General features: G+C 53.4%; 10 protein-coding genes and 2 pseudogenes. 4 read left to right on the top strand and 8 right to left on the bottom strand.

All coding sequences use genetic code 11. The annotated features are described in order from the left end of the window. Window positions 1-2 precede the first annotated feature (2 nt). Both NYE48_RS11040 and NYE48_RS11035 read left to right on the top strand, forming a co-directional pair. Window positions 3-512: a GyrI-like domain-containing protein gene (locus NYE48_RS11040; protein ID WP_340998560.1), complete on the top strand. Its 510-nt coding sequence runs from the start codon at window positions 3-5 to the stop codon at window positions 510-512. 16 nt (window positions 513-528) lie between these two features. Next, window positions 529-1,761 (top strand): MFS transporter, encoded by a 1,233-nt coding sequence (locus NYE48_RS11035; RefSeq protein WP_340998558.1) that lies wholly within the window; start codon window positions 529-531, stop codon window positions 1,759-1,761. Window positions 1,762-1,850: 89 nt separating this feature from the next. On the opposite strand, the gene NYE48_RS11030 is transcribed toward NYE48_RS11035, so the two are convergent. The 6 genes and pseudogenes from NYE48_RS11030 to NYE48_RS11005 all read right to left on the bottom strand — a co-directional run bounded on the left by NYE48_RS11030 (window position 1,851) and on the right by NYE48_RS11005 (window position 11,285). Beyond that, window positions 1,851-3,557 carry an ABC transporter substrate-binding protein gene (locus tag NYE48_RS11030; RefSeq protein ID WP_340998556.1) on the bottom strand — a complete coding sequence of 569 codons (1,707 nt, stop codon included), beginning with the start codon at window positions 3,555-3,557 and terminating at the stop codon, window positions 1,851-1,853. A 90-nt stretch (window positions 3,558-3,647) separates the two neighbouring features. Continuing rightward, window positions 3,648-4,586, bottom strand: a pseudogene (locus tag NYE48_RS11025) (carbohydrate ABC transporter permease). Between the two features lie 10 nt (window positions 4,587-4,596). Continuing rightward, window positions 4,597-5,563 (bottom strand): annotated as a pseudogene (locus NYE48_RS11020) (ABC transporter permease). A 92-nt stretch (window positions 5,564-5,655) separates the two neighbouring features. Next, on the bottom strand, window positions 5,656-7,206 hold the full coding sequence (locus NYE48_RS11015) for a response regulator transcription factor (protein WP_340998554.1): 1,551 nt from the start codon (window positions 7,204-7,206) through the stop codon (window positions 5,656-5,658). After that, a complete protein-coding gene (locus NYE48_RS11010) occupies window positions 7,200-8,984 on the bottom strand; it encodes a sensor histidine kinase (protein WP_340998552.1) in 1,785 nt (594 codons plus the stop codon). The genes NYE48_RS11015 and NYE48_RS11010 overlap by 7 nt, the downstream gene beginning before the upstream one ends. Before the next feature lie 117 nt (window positions 8,985-9,101). Then, window positions 9,102-11,285: an alpha-galactosidase gene (locus tag NYE48_RS11005; RefSeq protein ID WP_340998550.1), complete on the bottom strand. Its 2,184-nt coding sequence runs from the start codon at window positions 11,283-11,285 to the stop codon at window positions 9,102-9,104. 291 nt (window positions 11,286-11,576) lie between these two features. Here NYE48_RS11005 and NYE48_RS11000 point away from each other — a divergent pair, with 291 nt between their 5' ends. Beyond that, a complete protein-coding gene (locus NYE48_RS11000; protein WP_340998548.1) occupies window positions 11,577-12,416 on the top strand; it encodes an AraC family transcriptional regulator in 840 nt (279 codons plus the stop codon). A 187-nt stretch (window positions 12,417-12,603) separates the two neighbouring features. On the opposite strand, the gene NYE48_RS10995 is transcribed toward NYE48_RS11000, so the two are convergent. Both NYE48_RS10995 and NYE48_RS10990 read right to left on the bottom strand, forming a co-directional pair. After that, window positions 12,604-14,046: an MFS transporter gene (locus NYE48_RS10995; protein WP_340998547.1), complete on the bottom strand. Its 1,443-nt coding sequence runs from the start codon at window positions 14,044-14,046 to the stop codon at window positions 12,604-12,606. A 247-nt stretch (window positions 14,047-14,293) separates the two neighbouring features. Next, window positions 14,294-15,208 (bottom strand): radical SAM/SPASM domain-containing protein, encoded by a 915-nt coding sequence (locus tag NYE48_RS10990; protein WP_212947834.1) that lies wholly within the window; start codon window positions 15,206-15,208, stop codon window positions 14,294-14,296. A 214-nt stretch (window positions 15,209-15,422) separates the two neighbouring features. Between NYE48_RS10990 and NYE48_RS10985 the strand changes: the two genes are divergently transcribed. After that, window positions 15,423-16,253 carry a protein-glutamine gamma-glutamyltransferase gene (locus NYE48_RS10985; protein ID WP_340998545.1) on the top strand — a complete coding sequence of 277 codons (831 nt, stop codon included), beginning with the start codon at window positions 15,423-15,425 and terminating at the stop codon, window positions 16,251-16,253. Window positions 16,254-16,354 lie beyond the last annotated feature (101 nt).

Raw genomic sequence — 16,354 nt, 5'->3', positions numbered from 1 at the left:
GTTTGAGGCGAATTGAAGCGAGGCTGGAGCAGATCGAACGCGGTGGAACTCCGCGTTTCGAGGTTTTGGTGAAGAAGGTGGATCCGCTAAGGGTCATTTCGGTCAGAGAAACCACGAGCAGGGTGAACATCCCTTATTTATTTGAAGAAATTGACGAATATTTAAAGTGGAACGGCGTGTCGCTCCCCACTTCGCATATGGTTCTGTGGCACAGCTGCGCGGAGTGCGAAGATAACATCAGCCTGGAGATTGCCTGCCCAATTCAACTTCCGCTCCCGGACTCAGATCGATTCAAGACGAAAGTGCTCCCCGAAATGACCGTCGCGTCGGTCAAGCACGTCAGCCGTCCCGACAGAGATACACCGGTGAGTATCGACCTAGGCTCCTGGATTGAAAGAAATCATTACCGGATAAGCTCTGAAATGCCGAGTAGAGAATGTTATTTATCCAGGCAAGAGGGCAGTGAGTTATGTTATATCACCGAAAGCCAGATGCCGATCGCAGCATGTTGAAAGGAGAGCATATACCATGACGAACTCGCGAGACTTCAGTAATCTTTCCAACCGAAAAAGAATGACCGCGCTCATTCTTTTAACCCTCACGATATTTGCCGTTGGCACTGCCGAGCTTCTCCCCATGGGACTCTTATTGCCTATTGCAACCGAGACCCAGGTTTCGATTTCTGCCGCAGGCATGCTTGTGACAGGATACGCTCTTGGCGTCGTCATTGGGGGACCCGTATTGTCTGCGTTGACCGGAAGATTACCGCGAAAAACCTTATTAAGTTCATTCCTGTTCGTATTTATTCTAGGCAGTATCGTTTGCACCGCCGCTCCCTCGTACGGTGTGCTGCTGGCAGGGCGGGTCATAAGCTCCCTGGCACACGGAACCCTGTTCGGCATGATCGTTGTCACTGCCAAAAATTTGGCCCAACCAGGCAAGGAAGGAAGAAATATCGCACTGGTCGGATCCGGACTGACCGTATCCGTCATCCTTGGCGCTCCCCTCGGAACCCTTCTTGGCCAACATTTGGGCTGGCGGTTTCCTTTTCTGGTCATATCCCTTCTTTCTGCTGCAGCCCTGCTGGGCATCATGAAACAGATTCCCCCATTGCCGCGATCGAAAGGGGGCTCTATCAAAGGGCAGCTGCGTATCGTCAGCCGTCCCGGCTTCCTCCTGGTTCTGCTGATCACCATATTCGGAACCGGCGGGACGTTTGCCGGGTTTACGTACATTACTCCAATCCTAGAACGAATAACGGGCTTTTCTAGCGATTCGGTGACTATCATTTTGCTTGTTTTCGGAGCAGGTTCGTTACTTGGCAATATCGCGGGGGGCAGCCTTGCCGATAAACGGCTCGTGCCGACCTTGTTTGGCGGATTAATCCTCTTAGCCGCATCCATGGCGATATTTACTTGGTCGAGCCATGGCAAAGCCGCTGCCGTCATGACTGTTTTCATCTGGGGAGTGGCAGCATACAGCATCATTCCCTCCCTCAACATGTTCGTGCTGCAAAAAGCCGGAGACGCGCAAGAGTTGGCCTCGACGCTCAATATATCGGCTTTTAATCTGGGCAACGCCATCGGCGCATTCATAGGCGGACTGGTGATCGATAGTACGATGGGACTAGCAGCCGTGCCATGGGTTGCCTCCAGCGTCACATTGCTTGGCATAGCATTGGCTGCATGGAGCGTAATTTCGGAGAGAAACAAGAAATGCGATCGAGTCCCTGAATGTCCGGTCGAAAACCGGACCGCATAAAAAAGCACTCTTCAGCCCTTCCGGCTTCCTGTAGGAAGCGAAAGGGCTGAAGAGTTTACATACCCGTCAATCGATATGCCTCGTTCTAATTATTGGGTGGACCAGAGCTCAATCCGGTCTTTGATATGCTTGGTGTAGGCTTCTTCCATTTCCTTGACTCCGGCCTTTTCCAGTTCCGCCATGTAGGCGTCCCAGATGTTGTCGAAGTCTTCCGGCTTGGACATGACCGCTTCCGGGATGCGTTTCCAGGTGATATCCTTCATTTTGGCGCCCAGGATCACCGCAGGATCGTCGTTAGGCAGCGACATCGTATACGCCGCTCCATAGGCTCTCGGTTTGAATTCTTCTTCTTTCGGGAAAAGGTCTTTCCAATGCTCCGCGTTATACGCTTTCAGGGTCTCTTTTTCCGCCGCGCTGTAATTGGCCGTCAGCAGTTCCGGGTAGTTACGGGTGAAGTAGTTGCCGGTCGAATCCTTGATGCCGTCGCCGTAGTGGACCATCAGGTTCCAGTACAGCCCCAGGCCGGATTCTTTTTGGAACGCCGCGCCGTCATTGTTCGCCCGTTCCTGCACCTCCGGAATAAGCGTCCGCTTGCCGTTTTCAACCGTGTAATGTTTGCCTTCGATGCCCCAGTTGTTCAGAATCTGCCCTTCTTCCGATGCCAAAAAGTCGAGGAACTTGATCGCACGCACCGGATCCTTGCATTTGCTGGAGATCGAGATGCCGTACCCTCCGTCAAAACCGGCGGGCCAGAAGCTCGTATCCTTGTATTCCTTGCTCATCGTGACCGGATAATGACCGTACGTCTGGTCGAATTTGCCCGCCGCTTTGAGCGCATTTTGTCCGTCGCCGTAGTCCCATTCCGGATCGGCAAGGCCAAGAACCCGCCCCGAAGCCACCTTTGCTTTAAACTGGTCGGTCTTCTGTACGAAACTTTCCGGATCAAGCAGGCCAATGGCATTCATGTGATTCAGCCAGCGGAAAAATTCCTTTTCTTCGGGACGGCGGAAATGGTAGGTGGCTTGATGCGTTTCTTGATCGATGTAATATTCGCCGTCGTCCGGCCCGCCGGTCGTCTGGAATCCCAGGTTGGTCACCTGGTACATGTGCCAGTCGTCCGCATTCAGGGACAAGCCGATATTTTTGTTGCCGTTTTCGTCGGTCGGATGCTTCGTAATATAGTCCTGAATGACCTTCTCAAAATCCTTCACCGTGCGAATTTCCGGATATCCCGCTTCCTTGACGACGCGATGCTGAAGTTCAAAACCTCCGTCGGCTTTAATCTTCTTCTCCTCGACGGCCGACCAGGTCGGGATCGCGTAGATCGCCTGGTCGTCCAAACTGTACTTCGTTCGAACAAGTTTGTCTCCAAGCATTTTTTTGATGTTCGGCGCGTGCTTGTCGATCAACTCCGTCAAATCGATGACGGCGCCTGCGTCGACGAGTTTGCCGACGTCCGCTTTGGCTGCGATCAAGTCGGGATAGTTGCCGGTGGCCGCAATCAGTGAAATTTTTTGTACCGGATCGCCGACGGCGAACTCTGCATCCAGCGTAACCCCGGTTTTTTCCGTGATGACCTTGCCGACTTCGTCTTTCATGTTATTCCAGTTCGTGCTGGAGTCTTCCGAAAAATACGTGAACGTGATGGGCTTTAAGTCGTCGCCCTTCGTTCCGGATGCAGCATCCCCCTCTGTCCCGGCAGCCGGCGAGCCGCCGTTTCCGCCGCACGCTGCGAGCGTTGCCGTCAAAGTCAGCGCCAGCAAAGACGCCGCCCATCCTTTTTTACCTGACTTCATGAAGCTTTCCCCCCAAAAAACGTAATGATTAACGACAGTGTCGTATGAAACAGGCGCAGGCGATAAGCCTGGACACAACTGGATCTGTTTTTAACTTTTGACCGCCCCGAGCGTCATGCCTTTCACGAAATATTTTTGCAAGAAAGGATAGACGATCAGAATCGGTACCGTCACGATGATGGTGATCGCCATTTTGACCGATTCCGGCGACACCTACGCCATACGCTGGGCCATGTTGGCGGCATCCTGGGAGTTGGTTGCGCTTGTCGTCGTGCTCTGCAAAATTTTCATCAACTCGTATTGCAGGGTTGTCAACGATTCGTTGGACCCGTTAAACAGATACGTATCGAACCAGGAGTTCCATTGCCCTACCGCCAAGAAAAGGGCCACGGTCGCCAATGCCGGTTTGCACAGGGGCAGGATCACGCGCCAGTAGATCGTAAAATCGTTGGCCCCGTCCAGTTTGGCCGACTCTTGCAGCGCATAGGGCAGCCCGTCGATGAAGGAACGAATCACGAAGACGTTAAAAGCGCTTACGAGACCCGGCAAAATGTAAACGGCAAACGTATTGATCAAATGCAGGTCCTTCATCAGGATAAATCCCGGAATCAGCCCCCCTGATACGTACATGGTTACGGCGAGAAAGGCGGAAATGAATTTTCTGGCCTGGAAATCGCTGCGCGCAAGCGTGTAGGCCAGCATGGAACCGCTGATCAAACCCGCCGCGGTACCAATGACCGTCCTCAGAACCGAGATTTTGAATCCGGTGATCAAGCCGCTGTAAGTAAAGATCAAATCGTAATTTTTTAACGTGAATTGCCTTGGCCAGATCGTAATCCCCCCTCTGACGGTATCCACCGAATCGTTAAGGGAGATCGCCAGCACGTTTAAGAACGGATACATCGTCAAAACGGTGACCCCGATCATGGACAGATAAACGACCGCTTCCAAAATCCGGTCCTGCGGCGATTTCGACTTCAGTTTGCTTGATCCACGGCCGACCGGTGCCGTACGATTGACAGTCCCCATGTCTTCCTCCTTACATAATGCTTTCGTTGGTAAAGCGCTTAAAAATTCCGTTAGCCGCAAACAACAGGATCAGGCTGATGACCGAATTGAAAATATTGATTGCCGTCCCGAAGGAATAACGTCCCATGGCCAGACCGTAATTAAGCGCATACAAGTCAAGCACTTCGGAGTAATCGATGACGAGGTGATTGCCCAGCAAAAACTGCTTCTCGAAGCCGGTACCGAGCAAATGGCCGATGGACATGATCAGGAGCACGATGATCGTCGGCCTGATCCCGGGCAGCGTGATATGCCACATTTGCCGCAGCCGGCTTGCGCCGTCTACCCGCGCCGCTTCGTACAACTCGGGCCCGATGCCGGAGATGGCCGCCAGGTAGATAATGGCGTTCCAGCCCGTTTCCTTCCAAATGTCCGCGCCCGTTACAATCCCCCAAAACCAGTGCCCCTGGGCCATGAACTGGATCGGCTGATCGATGATATGGAGGCTTATGAGCAGGCTGTTCACCACGCCGCCGTCCGTCGAGAGCATTTTGGTGACGATGCCTGCGGCAACCACCCACGAAACAAAATGCGGCAGGTAAGATACGGTTTGCACAAAACGTTTCATCACCTGCAATCGAACCTCGTTAAGCATCAGGGCAAAAACGACGGGTACGATGAAACCCGCGATCAGGCCCATCAAGCTCATGGCCAGCGTATTCCGAAGCACTTGGTAAAAATGGTCATCCTGGAACAAGGTCCGGAAATGCTCCAAGCCCACCCACTTCTGTTCAAAAAAACCGACGCCGGGCCTGTATTTTTTGGAAGGCCATCGTCCAGCCCCACAGAGGCAGGTACTGGAAGACGAAGACCCAAAGAACGAACGGGATGGACATGTAGTAGAGATACTTCTGGTTTTTCAGCACCTTCCAGGCGCTTTTTTTTGTCTGCTCCGCCGGTTCGTAAACGTTTTCCACATTGGATGATATCGTTTTCATTTTTCCTCCCCCCCCCCTCTCCTTGCTTTCCATCATAAATCAGGGGAGAGAAACGGCCCATACAACGGATTTCGGTAAAAATCATCCACGAATTATGGATTTTTAAAATCCGACGGCGAACGTCCTTCGTATTTTTTGAACTTGCTGTAGAAGTAATTGACGTTTGTGTAGCCGACGCGCTCCGCCGCTTCGTACACCTTCATTCCTTGTTCCAGCAGCTCCTTTGCCTTTTGGATCCGGACCTTGTCGAGGTATGTGTTAAAATACTCTCCCGTCTTGCTTTTGAAAAGCTGTCCCAAATAGGCGGTGCTGTAGTTCAGCATGCCGGCCAATGTTTCCAGTTTCAAATGGTCGGCGTAATGCCTGTGGATGATGTTGATCATGATCTTCAATTCCTTTTCCTTCCCCTCCGGTTCGGATTCCTCCGCCAAAGCGAGAAAAAAACGGCGGGTCTCTTCCAGCAGATCGCTCAGATACTCATATTCGAAAATCCCCTTCAAAAATCTCGATACCTCCTCCGTTCGTTTCCATTCCTTGCGGGAACCCGCGGCCAGCTTATGAATGACGGCGTTGGATAGGAAAAAGAACGATTCTTTGACGGAATGTTCATCCTGCTCCTGCATGAGAAAATACGCTGCGGCTTCTTGCAACAACGGGAGGATCATCGGTTCATTTCCGGCATCCAAACTATAATATAGGCGGAGGATGAACTCCTCCATCATCTCTTCGGCGTTTTCGTTGAATTGTCCGGGGGATTCTGAAAAAGGGCAAGATGAATCACCCGGCCCCAGCAGCTGTCCTTTTTCGCTAAAAAAAGCCTGCTTGATCCAATGCCGGGCTTTCGCATAGGAGCGGCAAATCTCTTCGGGCTCGCAGACGGCTCCCCCGGTTGCAGCGACGAAACGTAAATCGCCCAAACCGTTCCGGAGTTCCTGATGCAAATGCTCCCGCTGCCGGATGCCGCGCAGCGGCTTGCGGAGGAGCAAAACCACGTATGGGGGATTCACGGTCACCACTCCCAGGCCCCTGCCTTCAATCAAGGGTTGTATTGCATCCGCGCACTGCTGCAGCACGTCGGGACGGCCCGCTTCAACGTCGCGCGGAAGCACGCAAACGACTTCATAGCTGCTCCACAACAAGCCGGCTTCGGTTGCGAAGTTTCTCAATCCGGCGGGGGTTTCGTGCTGATCCTGCGGTATGAGAAGGCGGTGCAGGACCCGCTCCCGGTTCTCGACCCCGAGCTGCCGTTGCCCCCGTTTCATCCGCTCCGCTTCGATTCGCTCGCGCACCCGCTTTAATGTATTCGTCATTTCTTTGATATCCACCGGTTTGAGAAGATACCCGGCAACCCCGTATTTGATGGCTTGCTTGGCATATTCGAAATCGGCATACCCGCTAAGGATGATGCATTGCACTTGATGGCCGCTCGTTGCCAGCCGCCGGATCAATTGCAACCCATCCATAAGCGGCATGCGGATATCGACGAGCGCGATGTCCGGAGGTTCTTTTTCCATCATTTCCAACGCTTCTTTTCCATTGGCCGCCGCGGCCGTCACGGTGAGATCCAGGCTTTCCCACGGAATCAACGTTTGAAGGCCTTGGCGGAGCTTCGGTTCGTCATCCACGATCATTACCTTCAACACCGGGAATCACCTCCCGGTATAAAAAACGTGATGCATGTTCCGACTTCCGGTTCGCTTTCGATCTGCAAGGCGCTTGACGCCCCGTACAGCAAAACAAGCCGATCGTTGACGTTGCGCAAACCGATCCGCTGCTCCTCCTCGTCCATCATGTCCGAAGCAAGCTTTTCCCGTACCAGGGCGAGACGATCAGGCGCAAAGCCCGCGCCGTCGTCGCTCACCTTGACCCGAACTCCCCCTGGAACGGCTTTGGCTTCCACCTCGATGCATACGGCTTCCGCCCGGCTATCCAAGCCATGGACGACGGCATTTTCGACCAAAGGTTGGATGATCAACGGCGGTACCTGCATCCCCTCCAAGCCCGCATTCACCGTCAATTGGTACCTCAAGCGGTCTTCATACCTGAACTTTTGAATGTCAAGATAGCAGCGTACCCGCTCCAGCTCTTGGCCGAGCGATATCTTGCCGTTCCCGGTCTCGAGGCTGCTCCGCAGCAGCGTGCTGAGCAACCATACCACCTCCGCGATATCGTCCTGCTTCCGGATATGGGCCTCCATCCGGATCGACTCCAGCGAGTTGAACAGAAAATGGGGATGAATCTGGCTGGCCAGCATCTTGAACTTCATCTCGTTTTGCCTTTGCTCTACCAGGTATTTTTGGCGATTCGTTTCCTGGACTTCATGGACCAATTCGTTCACTTCCCTCACTAACGCATTAAATTGCCTGGACAGCAAACCAATTTCGTCTTTGCCGTCGATATCCAGAAAGGTTTCCCAAGATCCTGACCGGACCCTGGACATATGCTTGCTTAAGCGGAGGAGCCTTCCGGATAACAACGAAGCCGAAGCATAGATAAGCAAAGCGGCAAAAATCAGGCTGGCCGTCATCACGACCACGCCGAGGCGGATCACTTGGTTGGCGTCATGGGTAATCTCGGCCACGGAAAAAATGGAAATGACCCGCAGCCCGTTCCAACTGTCCTGCGGATGTATGCCGGCGATAACCACTTTGGACGATTTGCCGTTTACGGACAGGTCATAACTTCCCGCTTGAAGGGATCGTATATCTTCATCGGCATGGATTGCCGAGAGGTCCTTTCCTGTGACTCCGGCTTCGTTGGACGCGACGATCCGATTCCGGTCGTCCACGATCAACGTAGGAAACGACTCTTGATCCAGGATGGAGCTTAATCGCTGCCTGTCCACATTGATGACCAGGACCCCTTTTCGCCCCGAAGAGTCCAACGGAAAGGAACGAATCAGACTCAGGTCATCGGCATCTTTCCGTTCGTCTCTAATGAAGTTCCAGCCCGCCATGCCTTTCTGGTCCAGGGCCTCCCTGTACCAATCCTGGGCCATGACGCTGGCGTCCGGCTGGATAAACTCCCAATTGTTGAGCGCTCCGGGATTGACCGCATAGACGCGGATGCCCGATATCTCTTTATACAGCTGGAGGTAGTCGCGAATATCCGTGTACTCCCGGTAAGTCCGAATGACATCAACGTAACTGTCGTATTTTTGGCCGGCCGCCTTCTTCATCCGGTTGTCATTCATTAGCCGGTTCGAAATGTCCAGCGGCACCTTAACCAGCTCTTCCGTGCGCTTTCGGACCCGTTCAACGTTGTTGGACGCTTGGGCAAAGGCGTTATTGACGGCGATTTCCCGAAGCTTCCCGGTCAGAAACAGGCCGCACAGCAGCAAGGGAAGAACGGCTGCCGAGATGAACGTAATCGCCAGCTTCTTCTTCATGTTCATGTCGTTCATGAATCGGATAAAAAACATGGTTTTAACCTCCCGGGCCAATTTGGCCGCTGCGCGCAAAATGCCCCTTTTCTCTCAAAAAGGGGCACCGCTATCCATGGATTGTATTTCCTTCGGGCGTTGGCTGAATGCTTTACGTCAGCTCTTCCCGGGCTTTAAGGCTTGAAGCCTGAACCATCTGCTTTCGTAGTCTTTTTGTTCGTAAGCGAGGGGCAGCCCCAATTTCATGAGTCTGTCTCCTCCGATGATCGACTTTTCTCCGCGATGTCCCGACTGCACCTCGTATTCCAGTTCCGGGTCCAGTCCGTCGAGCCGCAAGGTCCGCCGAGGCGGGTTCGGCACGGCCATCACTTGGAAGCAGAAGACGAGAGCCTCCCCTTTGTCTTCCGAAACGAACATCCAAGCCGACTCGTTTCCTTCAAACGGACTCTTCAGCCGGTACAAGTCGCCTTTTTGCACCAAACCGCGAATCTGCTTGTAGAATGCGACTTGGTGCTTGACGGTCTCTTTTTCCTCCTCGGTGAATTTCGTAAGATCCAGCTCGTATCCGAAATTGCCGGACATCGCGACATCGCCACGAAAATCGAGGGGCGTCATCCGTCCGACCTGATGGTTCGGAACGGCCGATACATGCGCTCCGATGGCGCTTACGGGATAAACGAGGCTGGTGCCGTATTGAATCTTGAGACGTTCCACCGCGTCGGTGTTGTCGCTTGTCCAGGTTTGGGGCATGTAATGCAGCATGCCGGGATCGAAACGTCCGCCGCCGCTGGAGCAGCTTTCGAACAAAATATGCGGGAAATCGGCGGTAATTCGCTCGAGCAGCTCGTACAACCCAAGCACGTAACGGTGTGCCGTTTCCGCCTGGCGCTCCGGCGGCAGATCGGCGGAGCCGATTTCCGTCAAGCCGCGGTTCATGTCCCATTTGACGTAAGCGACCGGCACGCTGGAGAATATCGCGGACAACGAGTCATAGATATAATCGCGCACTTCCTGGCGGGTATAGTCCAGCACTAACTGCCACCGGGCTTCGGTCCGCCGCCGCTCTGGAACATGCAGGCACCAATCCGGATGCTTCCGGTACAGTTCGCTGTCCGGCGAGATCATTTCGGGCTCGAACCATAGTCCGAATTTCAACCCCAGCCGATTGATGCGTTCCGCGACGTCCGCAAGTCCGCCCGGCAGCTTCCGGCGATCCTCGTACCAATCGCCCAAGGATGAATTGTCGGCATCCCGTTTCCCGAACCAACCGTCATCCAGGACGAACAATTCGATGCCTAATTTAGCCCCTTCCTCGGCGATCGCGACCAGCTTATCCGCATTGAAGTTAAAATAGGTCGCTTCCCAGTTATTGACCAGTATCGGCCGTTCTTCGTCCCGATACTTCCCTCGGCACAGCCGGGTTCGATATAAACGATGATAGGTCCGCGACATGTCGCCCAGCCCTTGTCCGGAGTAAACCATGACGGCTTCCGGCGTTTGGAAGCTCTCCCCGGGACTTAGCAGCCATGCAAAGTCAAAGGAATTGATGCCGATCCCAAACCGCGTGGAACCGAACGAATCCACTTCGGCCCCCGCCTCAAAGCTGCCGCTGTACACAAGGCTGAAGCCGAAGGCCTCGCCATGGTATTCCGTCGTTTCCTTCGCGACCAGCGCAGCGAAAGGGTTGAACTGATGGCTGCTGATGCCCCTTTTGCTGTCGATGCGGGTTTCGCCCTGAAGAAGCGGCCTGCGGGTGATGTTGCCTTCCCGAGCCCAGGCTCCGGAAAGGTAGACCATCTCCATCTCTTGTTTGCCGGTAATATCGACGCTTGCGCTCAGAGCGCGACGAATGCGAAGCCCTCCTTTCCCCTCGTTCGACAAACGGGCCGAGCGCACGATCGCGTTTCGATCCGCGAAAATCGTGTAGAGGAGAACTACCTGTAGTCCCGAATAGGCATCTTTCAATATCAGCTCGAGCGTATCCGCCTCGGATTCATCCTCCGCGTAAACCGCCGGCAGTCCGGGCAGTGGCGGCTTGCCCTTGCTGATCCGGTAACCGTCGTACTTCAGTTCCGTAATCCGCGTTCCGTCTTCAAGTTCGACCTGGTAGGCCGGGTTACGAAAGTCTCCGCTGCCATACTGCGGATATTCTTGGGGCAGCCGGTCCAATCCCGCCCCCGCCGGGGTGTGAATCAGCAGATCGGGCATCGATTCCCGGTGCTTCAGTCTGCTCCCCCAGTATACATGCACAGGATATCCATCCACGATTTGGATAAGATAGCTCATGTCGGTCGACTGCAAATGAAACAGCCCCGTTTGCTCTTGAACCATTACGCCCATGAAAAAAATAACTCCCTTCCAGATCATACTCCTCGGAAACCCATGCCAAAAAAAGAGGCGCTATGGAAAAATCCCCTTTGCCACGCACATTGGAACATTCGTTTCGCCTTGCCCAACAGAGTATATTGATCGATGAGTAATATGAAGCCGACATGGTTTAAAGCTTGATCCATTTGCTTTAAAACGCCCTTCGGCTACAGAAATAATATATTAAATTCAAATATCGAGTACATGGCATGACCCTCATAAAATATGTTATAATGCTAGAAATTTTGCATAAGGAGATTGACGGTGATCGAATATTTGCCACGAAGCAAACATCACGCAGAGCTGCATCTTACTCAATTTGGCAGGGAGGATTGCATTCCCGGCCATTATTTTGGGCCCGCCGTAAGAAACCACTATCTGCTTCACTACATATTGGGCGGAGAAGGAATTTTCGAGGTGGGAGGCAAAAGGTACAGGCTGGGGAAAGGACAAGGATTTCTCATCATCCCCGATGTCGTGACGCATTATCAAGCCGATGCGGTAAACCCTTGGTCTTATTGCTGGTTTGGCTTTAACGGGACGCTGGCGGAATTCCTCCTTAAGCAGGCCGGCCTAACCATGGCATCTCCGATCCTTCATTACGATCGGGACGATATGATCGATCAGTATCTGCAGTTGATGATCGAGTCGAGGGAATTCCCTAAATCCCGGGAAACGCGGCTGACCGGGCTGCTGTATTTGATGTTATCGTCCCTTGCAGAGTCCGGTCCGCTAACGCTCCCCAACCCCAAAGAAAGCCAGGCGGAAATTTATGCGGAAAAAGTGAAGGATTTTATCGAGCTCAATTATGCCCAGAAAATCACCGTTGAGGACATCGCGCAATATATCGGACTCAACCGAAGCTATTTGTGCTCGTTATTCAAACAACGGACGAAGACGAGCATCCAGCATTATTTGATTCAATACAGGATCCGCAAAGCTTGCGAAATGATGGAAAACGCGGAGCTTTCGATCGGCGATATCTCCCGGTCTGTCGGCTATAACGACCCTTTGCTCTTCTCCAAAGTTTTTAAAAAGGTAAAGGGGATCTCCCCAAAACGGTACCGGACGGAAGGAAAAATAACTTCGCATTCGACCTCATGATTGAATCCCGGCCGGCTGGTTCCCATGTCTTCAGCGGGTTCAATCATGAAAAAAGCCCGTCCCCTCCGGGTACAGGCTGCTCATACGATTTTAATTTATTTATCCCTGCGGTACATGCCGGCCAAGACCACGTTCCAACCTATTGCGCGGTTTTGGCCGGTTTTGCCTGGATGGCGATAGCCTTCCGTCACACTTTTCGTTTTCGGGGCAAAAACAAGGCGACAACCGCGCCGAGAAGGATGCCGAGCGCCGCGAGATAAATCGCCGTCCGGTTCCCCTGGGCTAAGGCATCGCGGAGAGCTCCCCCCGACTGTTCCTGTATGCCCGCGTTGGCGACCGCAATCAAGATGGCCATCCCGATGGCGTTCCCGATGTTTAACGTGGTCGATGCGATCCCGGACGCTACGCCTTGGTCCTCCGGGGCTACGCCACTGGAAGCGGCGATCCACATGCCGGTCCATGTGATGCCCTGGCCGATGCCGGAAATGACGAGCCCCGGAACGATCATCAGATAGCTGCTGCCGGCGTAAGCGCCAAGCGGAATCAGCAAAGTCCCGACGATTCCGATCGCCATGCCGACCAGCAGCGTGCTTCGCGCTTCCAAGCGGGTCGCCAGGCGTTCGCCGAGCTGCGTGCCTGCCGCAATCGCCAACGAAGGAATGATGAAGGCAAGCCCGGTTTGCAGCGCGCTGTATCCGTGCACGTTCTGAAAAAAGGTTGTCAGGAAGTATGGCAAAGCACCGAACGTTCCCATGTAGATGAATGTGATGACCATGCTGGCTACCAAGCTGCGGTTACGCAGAAGATGCATCGACATGAGCGGAGCGGCGCTTCGTCTTTCGATCAGGGCAAAGATCGACAGGAAGACCAGGGAAAGTACTGCGCTTACGATCGTTTCCCCGGAGGCCCAGCCCAATTCGGGCCCCTGTACAAGTACATAGACGAGAAGGGTAGCGCCTGCGGTTACGGTGGCGGCGCCGGGTACGTCGAAATGGCGCTTTTGCCTCCGCTTCTCGTCGCGGGGAATGACAAGCAGCGCAGCCAGGGCAACGATTCCCGCCAAAGGAACATTAACCAAAAAGACCGCTTCCCAACCGAATGCATTCGTCAATATTCCCCCCAAGATCGAGCCGATCGTCAGTCCGCTGGCGCCGGCGCCGCCCCATACGGCAAGGGCGCGGTTGCGGCGCGGGCCTTCCTCGAACAACCGGTTGAGCAGCGATAACGTGGACGGAAACAGAAACGCCGCTCCTATCCCTTGGATGGCCCGGGCGATAATGATCACAAGCGGATCCCAGGCCAAACCTCCCAATAGAGACGAAAGCGCGTAGAGGACCAATGCGAAAACAAACATTCGTTTTTGTCCGAGCAAATCGGCGGCACGGCCTCCAAGAAGCAGAAAGCCCCCGCAGAAAACCGTGTAGGCGCTGACGACCCATTGCAGCGACTGTTCCGAGAAGCCAAGACCATGGCCGATCTCGGGCAAAGCTACGAAAACGATATTGATGTCGAGCCCGTAGATAAGCTGCGCCAAAGCAAGCAGCGCCAAACTCCATCCCATGGCCCCCTGCTTGACGGCAGCCGGTTGAGTGGCAGAGCCGCTTAGGCGCGTTTGTTGATCGGTAGACATGAACGTACCACCCCTATATTTCAATTTTATTTGAAATGTTCGGGATCATTATATTTCAAAAATATTTGAAATGTCAACCGCCTTTACAAAATTATGCGCCTCCTCGCGCTGCATGCCCATTTAAAGCACAAAAAAAGCCTGATCCACCAAGGATTCAGGCTTTGCGGCATGACGTTCAAGAAACGCCTCCAAACGATGGCCTCAACATTCCATCACGTTTATATCCCGCCCTATAAATTTTTGATGATCACTTCGCGGCAGCTTCCTCCGCAAACCCGTTCGCCTTGTAGTTAAACCGCTTGCGGTACCCGCATTTCCGGCACAGCTCCTCCACCACTTCGCGGCGGGAGAAGCCGTCGACGATGTTGGTCGCGCGTTCCCCTTCGATGATGTCTTTGAAAGGCGTTTTGTAGATATTGCCGAGATTGATGACGCCTTCCCCGTCCAAACAGCACGGGATGACGGTGCCGTCGGCCAAGACGCCGGCCTGGTTGCGCAAACCGTGGCAAAAGCCCGGTCCGAAATCCTCTTCCGCGTTCAAATCCGGCCACTCGAATTCATGGTCCATGTTGATGTAGATCCGGTCGGCGATTTTGACGCCTTTGCCGGGCTGGACCTTTTCTTCGATGTTATAATCCAGTCCGAATTCCTTTTCGATATAGGCCAGCATTTCGCGGTTCCGCTGCTTCTCCAGGTTCGTGGCGTTATCCATGTCCAGGTTCCACAATCGAAGCGACACGATCAGGTTCGAATTCGCGGTCGCTTCCTTGACGAAATTCAGCACCTTGGCGATGTAGGCGTCTTTGTCCTTGGAGCCGACATGCCCGTCGAAGCTATGAAGCGAGAAGTTCATCTGGCGAAGCGCCGGCTTGTTCATCAGCTTAGGCCCCGCTTTATGCAGCAGCGTCCCGTTGGACGTGATGTTCACTTTAAAACCTTTTTCATGGGCGATATCCAGCAATTGGTCGATGTGCGGGTGGAGCAGCGGTTCGCCTTTGACGTGAAAATAAATGTAATCCGTGTACGGCTTGACTTCGTCCAGCGTATGCCGGAATTGATCCAGCGTAATATATTGGGTTGCTCTGTGCGTAGGCGGGCAAAACGTGCAGGCCAAATTGCAGCGGCTCGTCAGCTCGACGTAAAACTTTTTGAATTTCTTCATTCTCGTTACTCCAGTCCGTTCCTCTATCAGAATCGATGAATTTTCGTCAAAATATAGTGCAGCTCTCACAAAAGTTTATATGAGAACCCCCGCAATCGCAACCATAACTCACTAAAACGGCCCGCATGCCGTCTTTTCATCCGTACTTTTGACATTTCTTGGCTTGGCCGCGACATATGCTCTACTTAGGTTAAGGAAAGGAGCGGGATAAACAGTGATCCGAATCGGCAATGAAGAGCCCGTGCTGGAAACCGAAAATTGGCCGCCGTTATGGCAAAAAATTGTTCGCGCCAAAAAAAATAGCGCCTCCGTATACCGTTATGCATCGCTTGCTCATTTGCAGTTTGAGCTGAAACTAAGAACTGGCATCGTCGAAGCAGCCAAGGCGCTGAGGCGAAGCGGCGTGCAATTCGAAGATTTCGAACATTCCCATTGCAACGAGCGGTTCTGGCATTTGAACAACCGGGGAGGGTTCGAGCTCCGATCCGATGTGACCCCGGCCGAAGGGATTCGGGATATTTTCGCCAACGGACCGCTTTACGGCTTCGAATGTGCGACCGCCATCGTGATCGTCCTGTATAAAGGCCTGCTGGATTGCATACGGGAAAAGGATTTCAACCGGATGTTCGCGGACCTGCTGTTATACGACTGGCATTACGACGCCGACCTGCGTCTCATCGAAAAGCAAGGCGCGTCCGAAGCGTTCCCTGGCGATGTCCTCTATTTCAAAAATCCGGACGTCAACCCGTGGCAAATCGAATGGCAGGGAGAAAATACCGTCAAGCTGGAAGAAGACCTTTATTACGGGCACGGCATCGGGATCGAATCGTCCCGCGCGATCATCGCCAAGCTAAACAGGCACCGAAAGCCGGGAAGCACCGTATCCGCGTATTTGACCGATCAGGTGATATCCCCGGATTTTCTGTATTTATCCCAGTTTGAAGGCGGCGGGCCGGGGGCGAACCCCGAATCATTCTACCAAACCTTCGCGCAGGAGCCGGGGATCGTCTCGCGGATCGGCCGCCGGCGGTATTGGATGGTTTGACCCTGGAAAAACGAAGCTGGCGCAAAATGCATCGGCTTCGTTTTTTTAACGGGAACGTTATCGAATTATGTCAAAAGAATCATTAATTTTGGCTCATTTTG

Source organism: Paenibacillus sp. FSL M7-1455 (genome assembly GCF_038004655.1).
Taxonomy (GTDB): Bacteria; Bacillota; Bacilli; order Paenibacillales; family Paenibacillaceae; genus Paenibacillus_AQ; species Paenibacillus_AQ cookii.
Note: the sequence above shows the minus strand (reverse complement) of the source record. Positions and strands in the feature narration are given on the sequence as shown.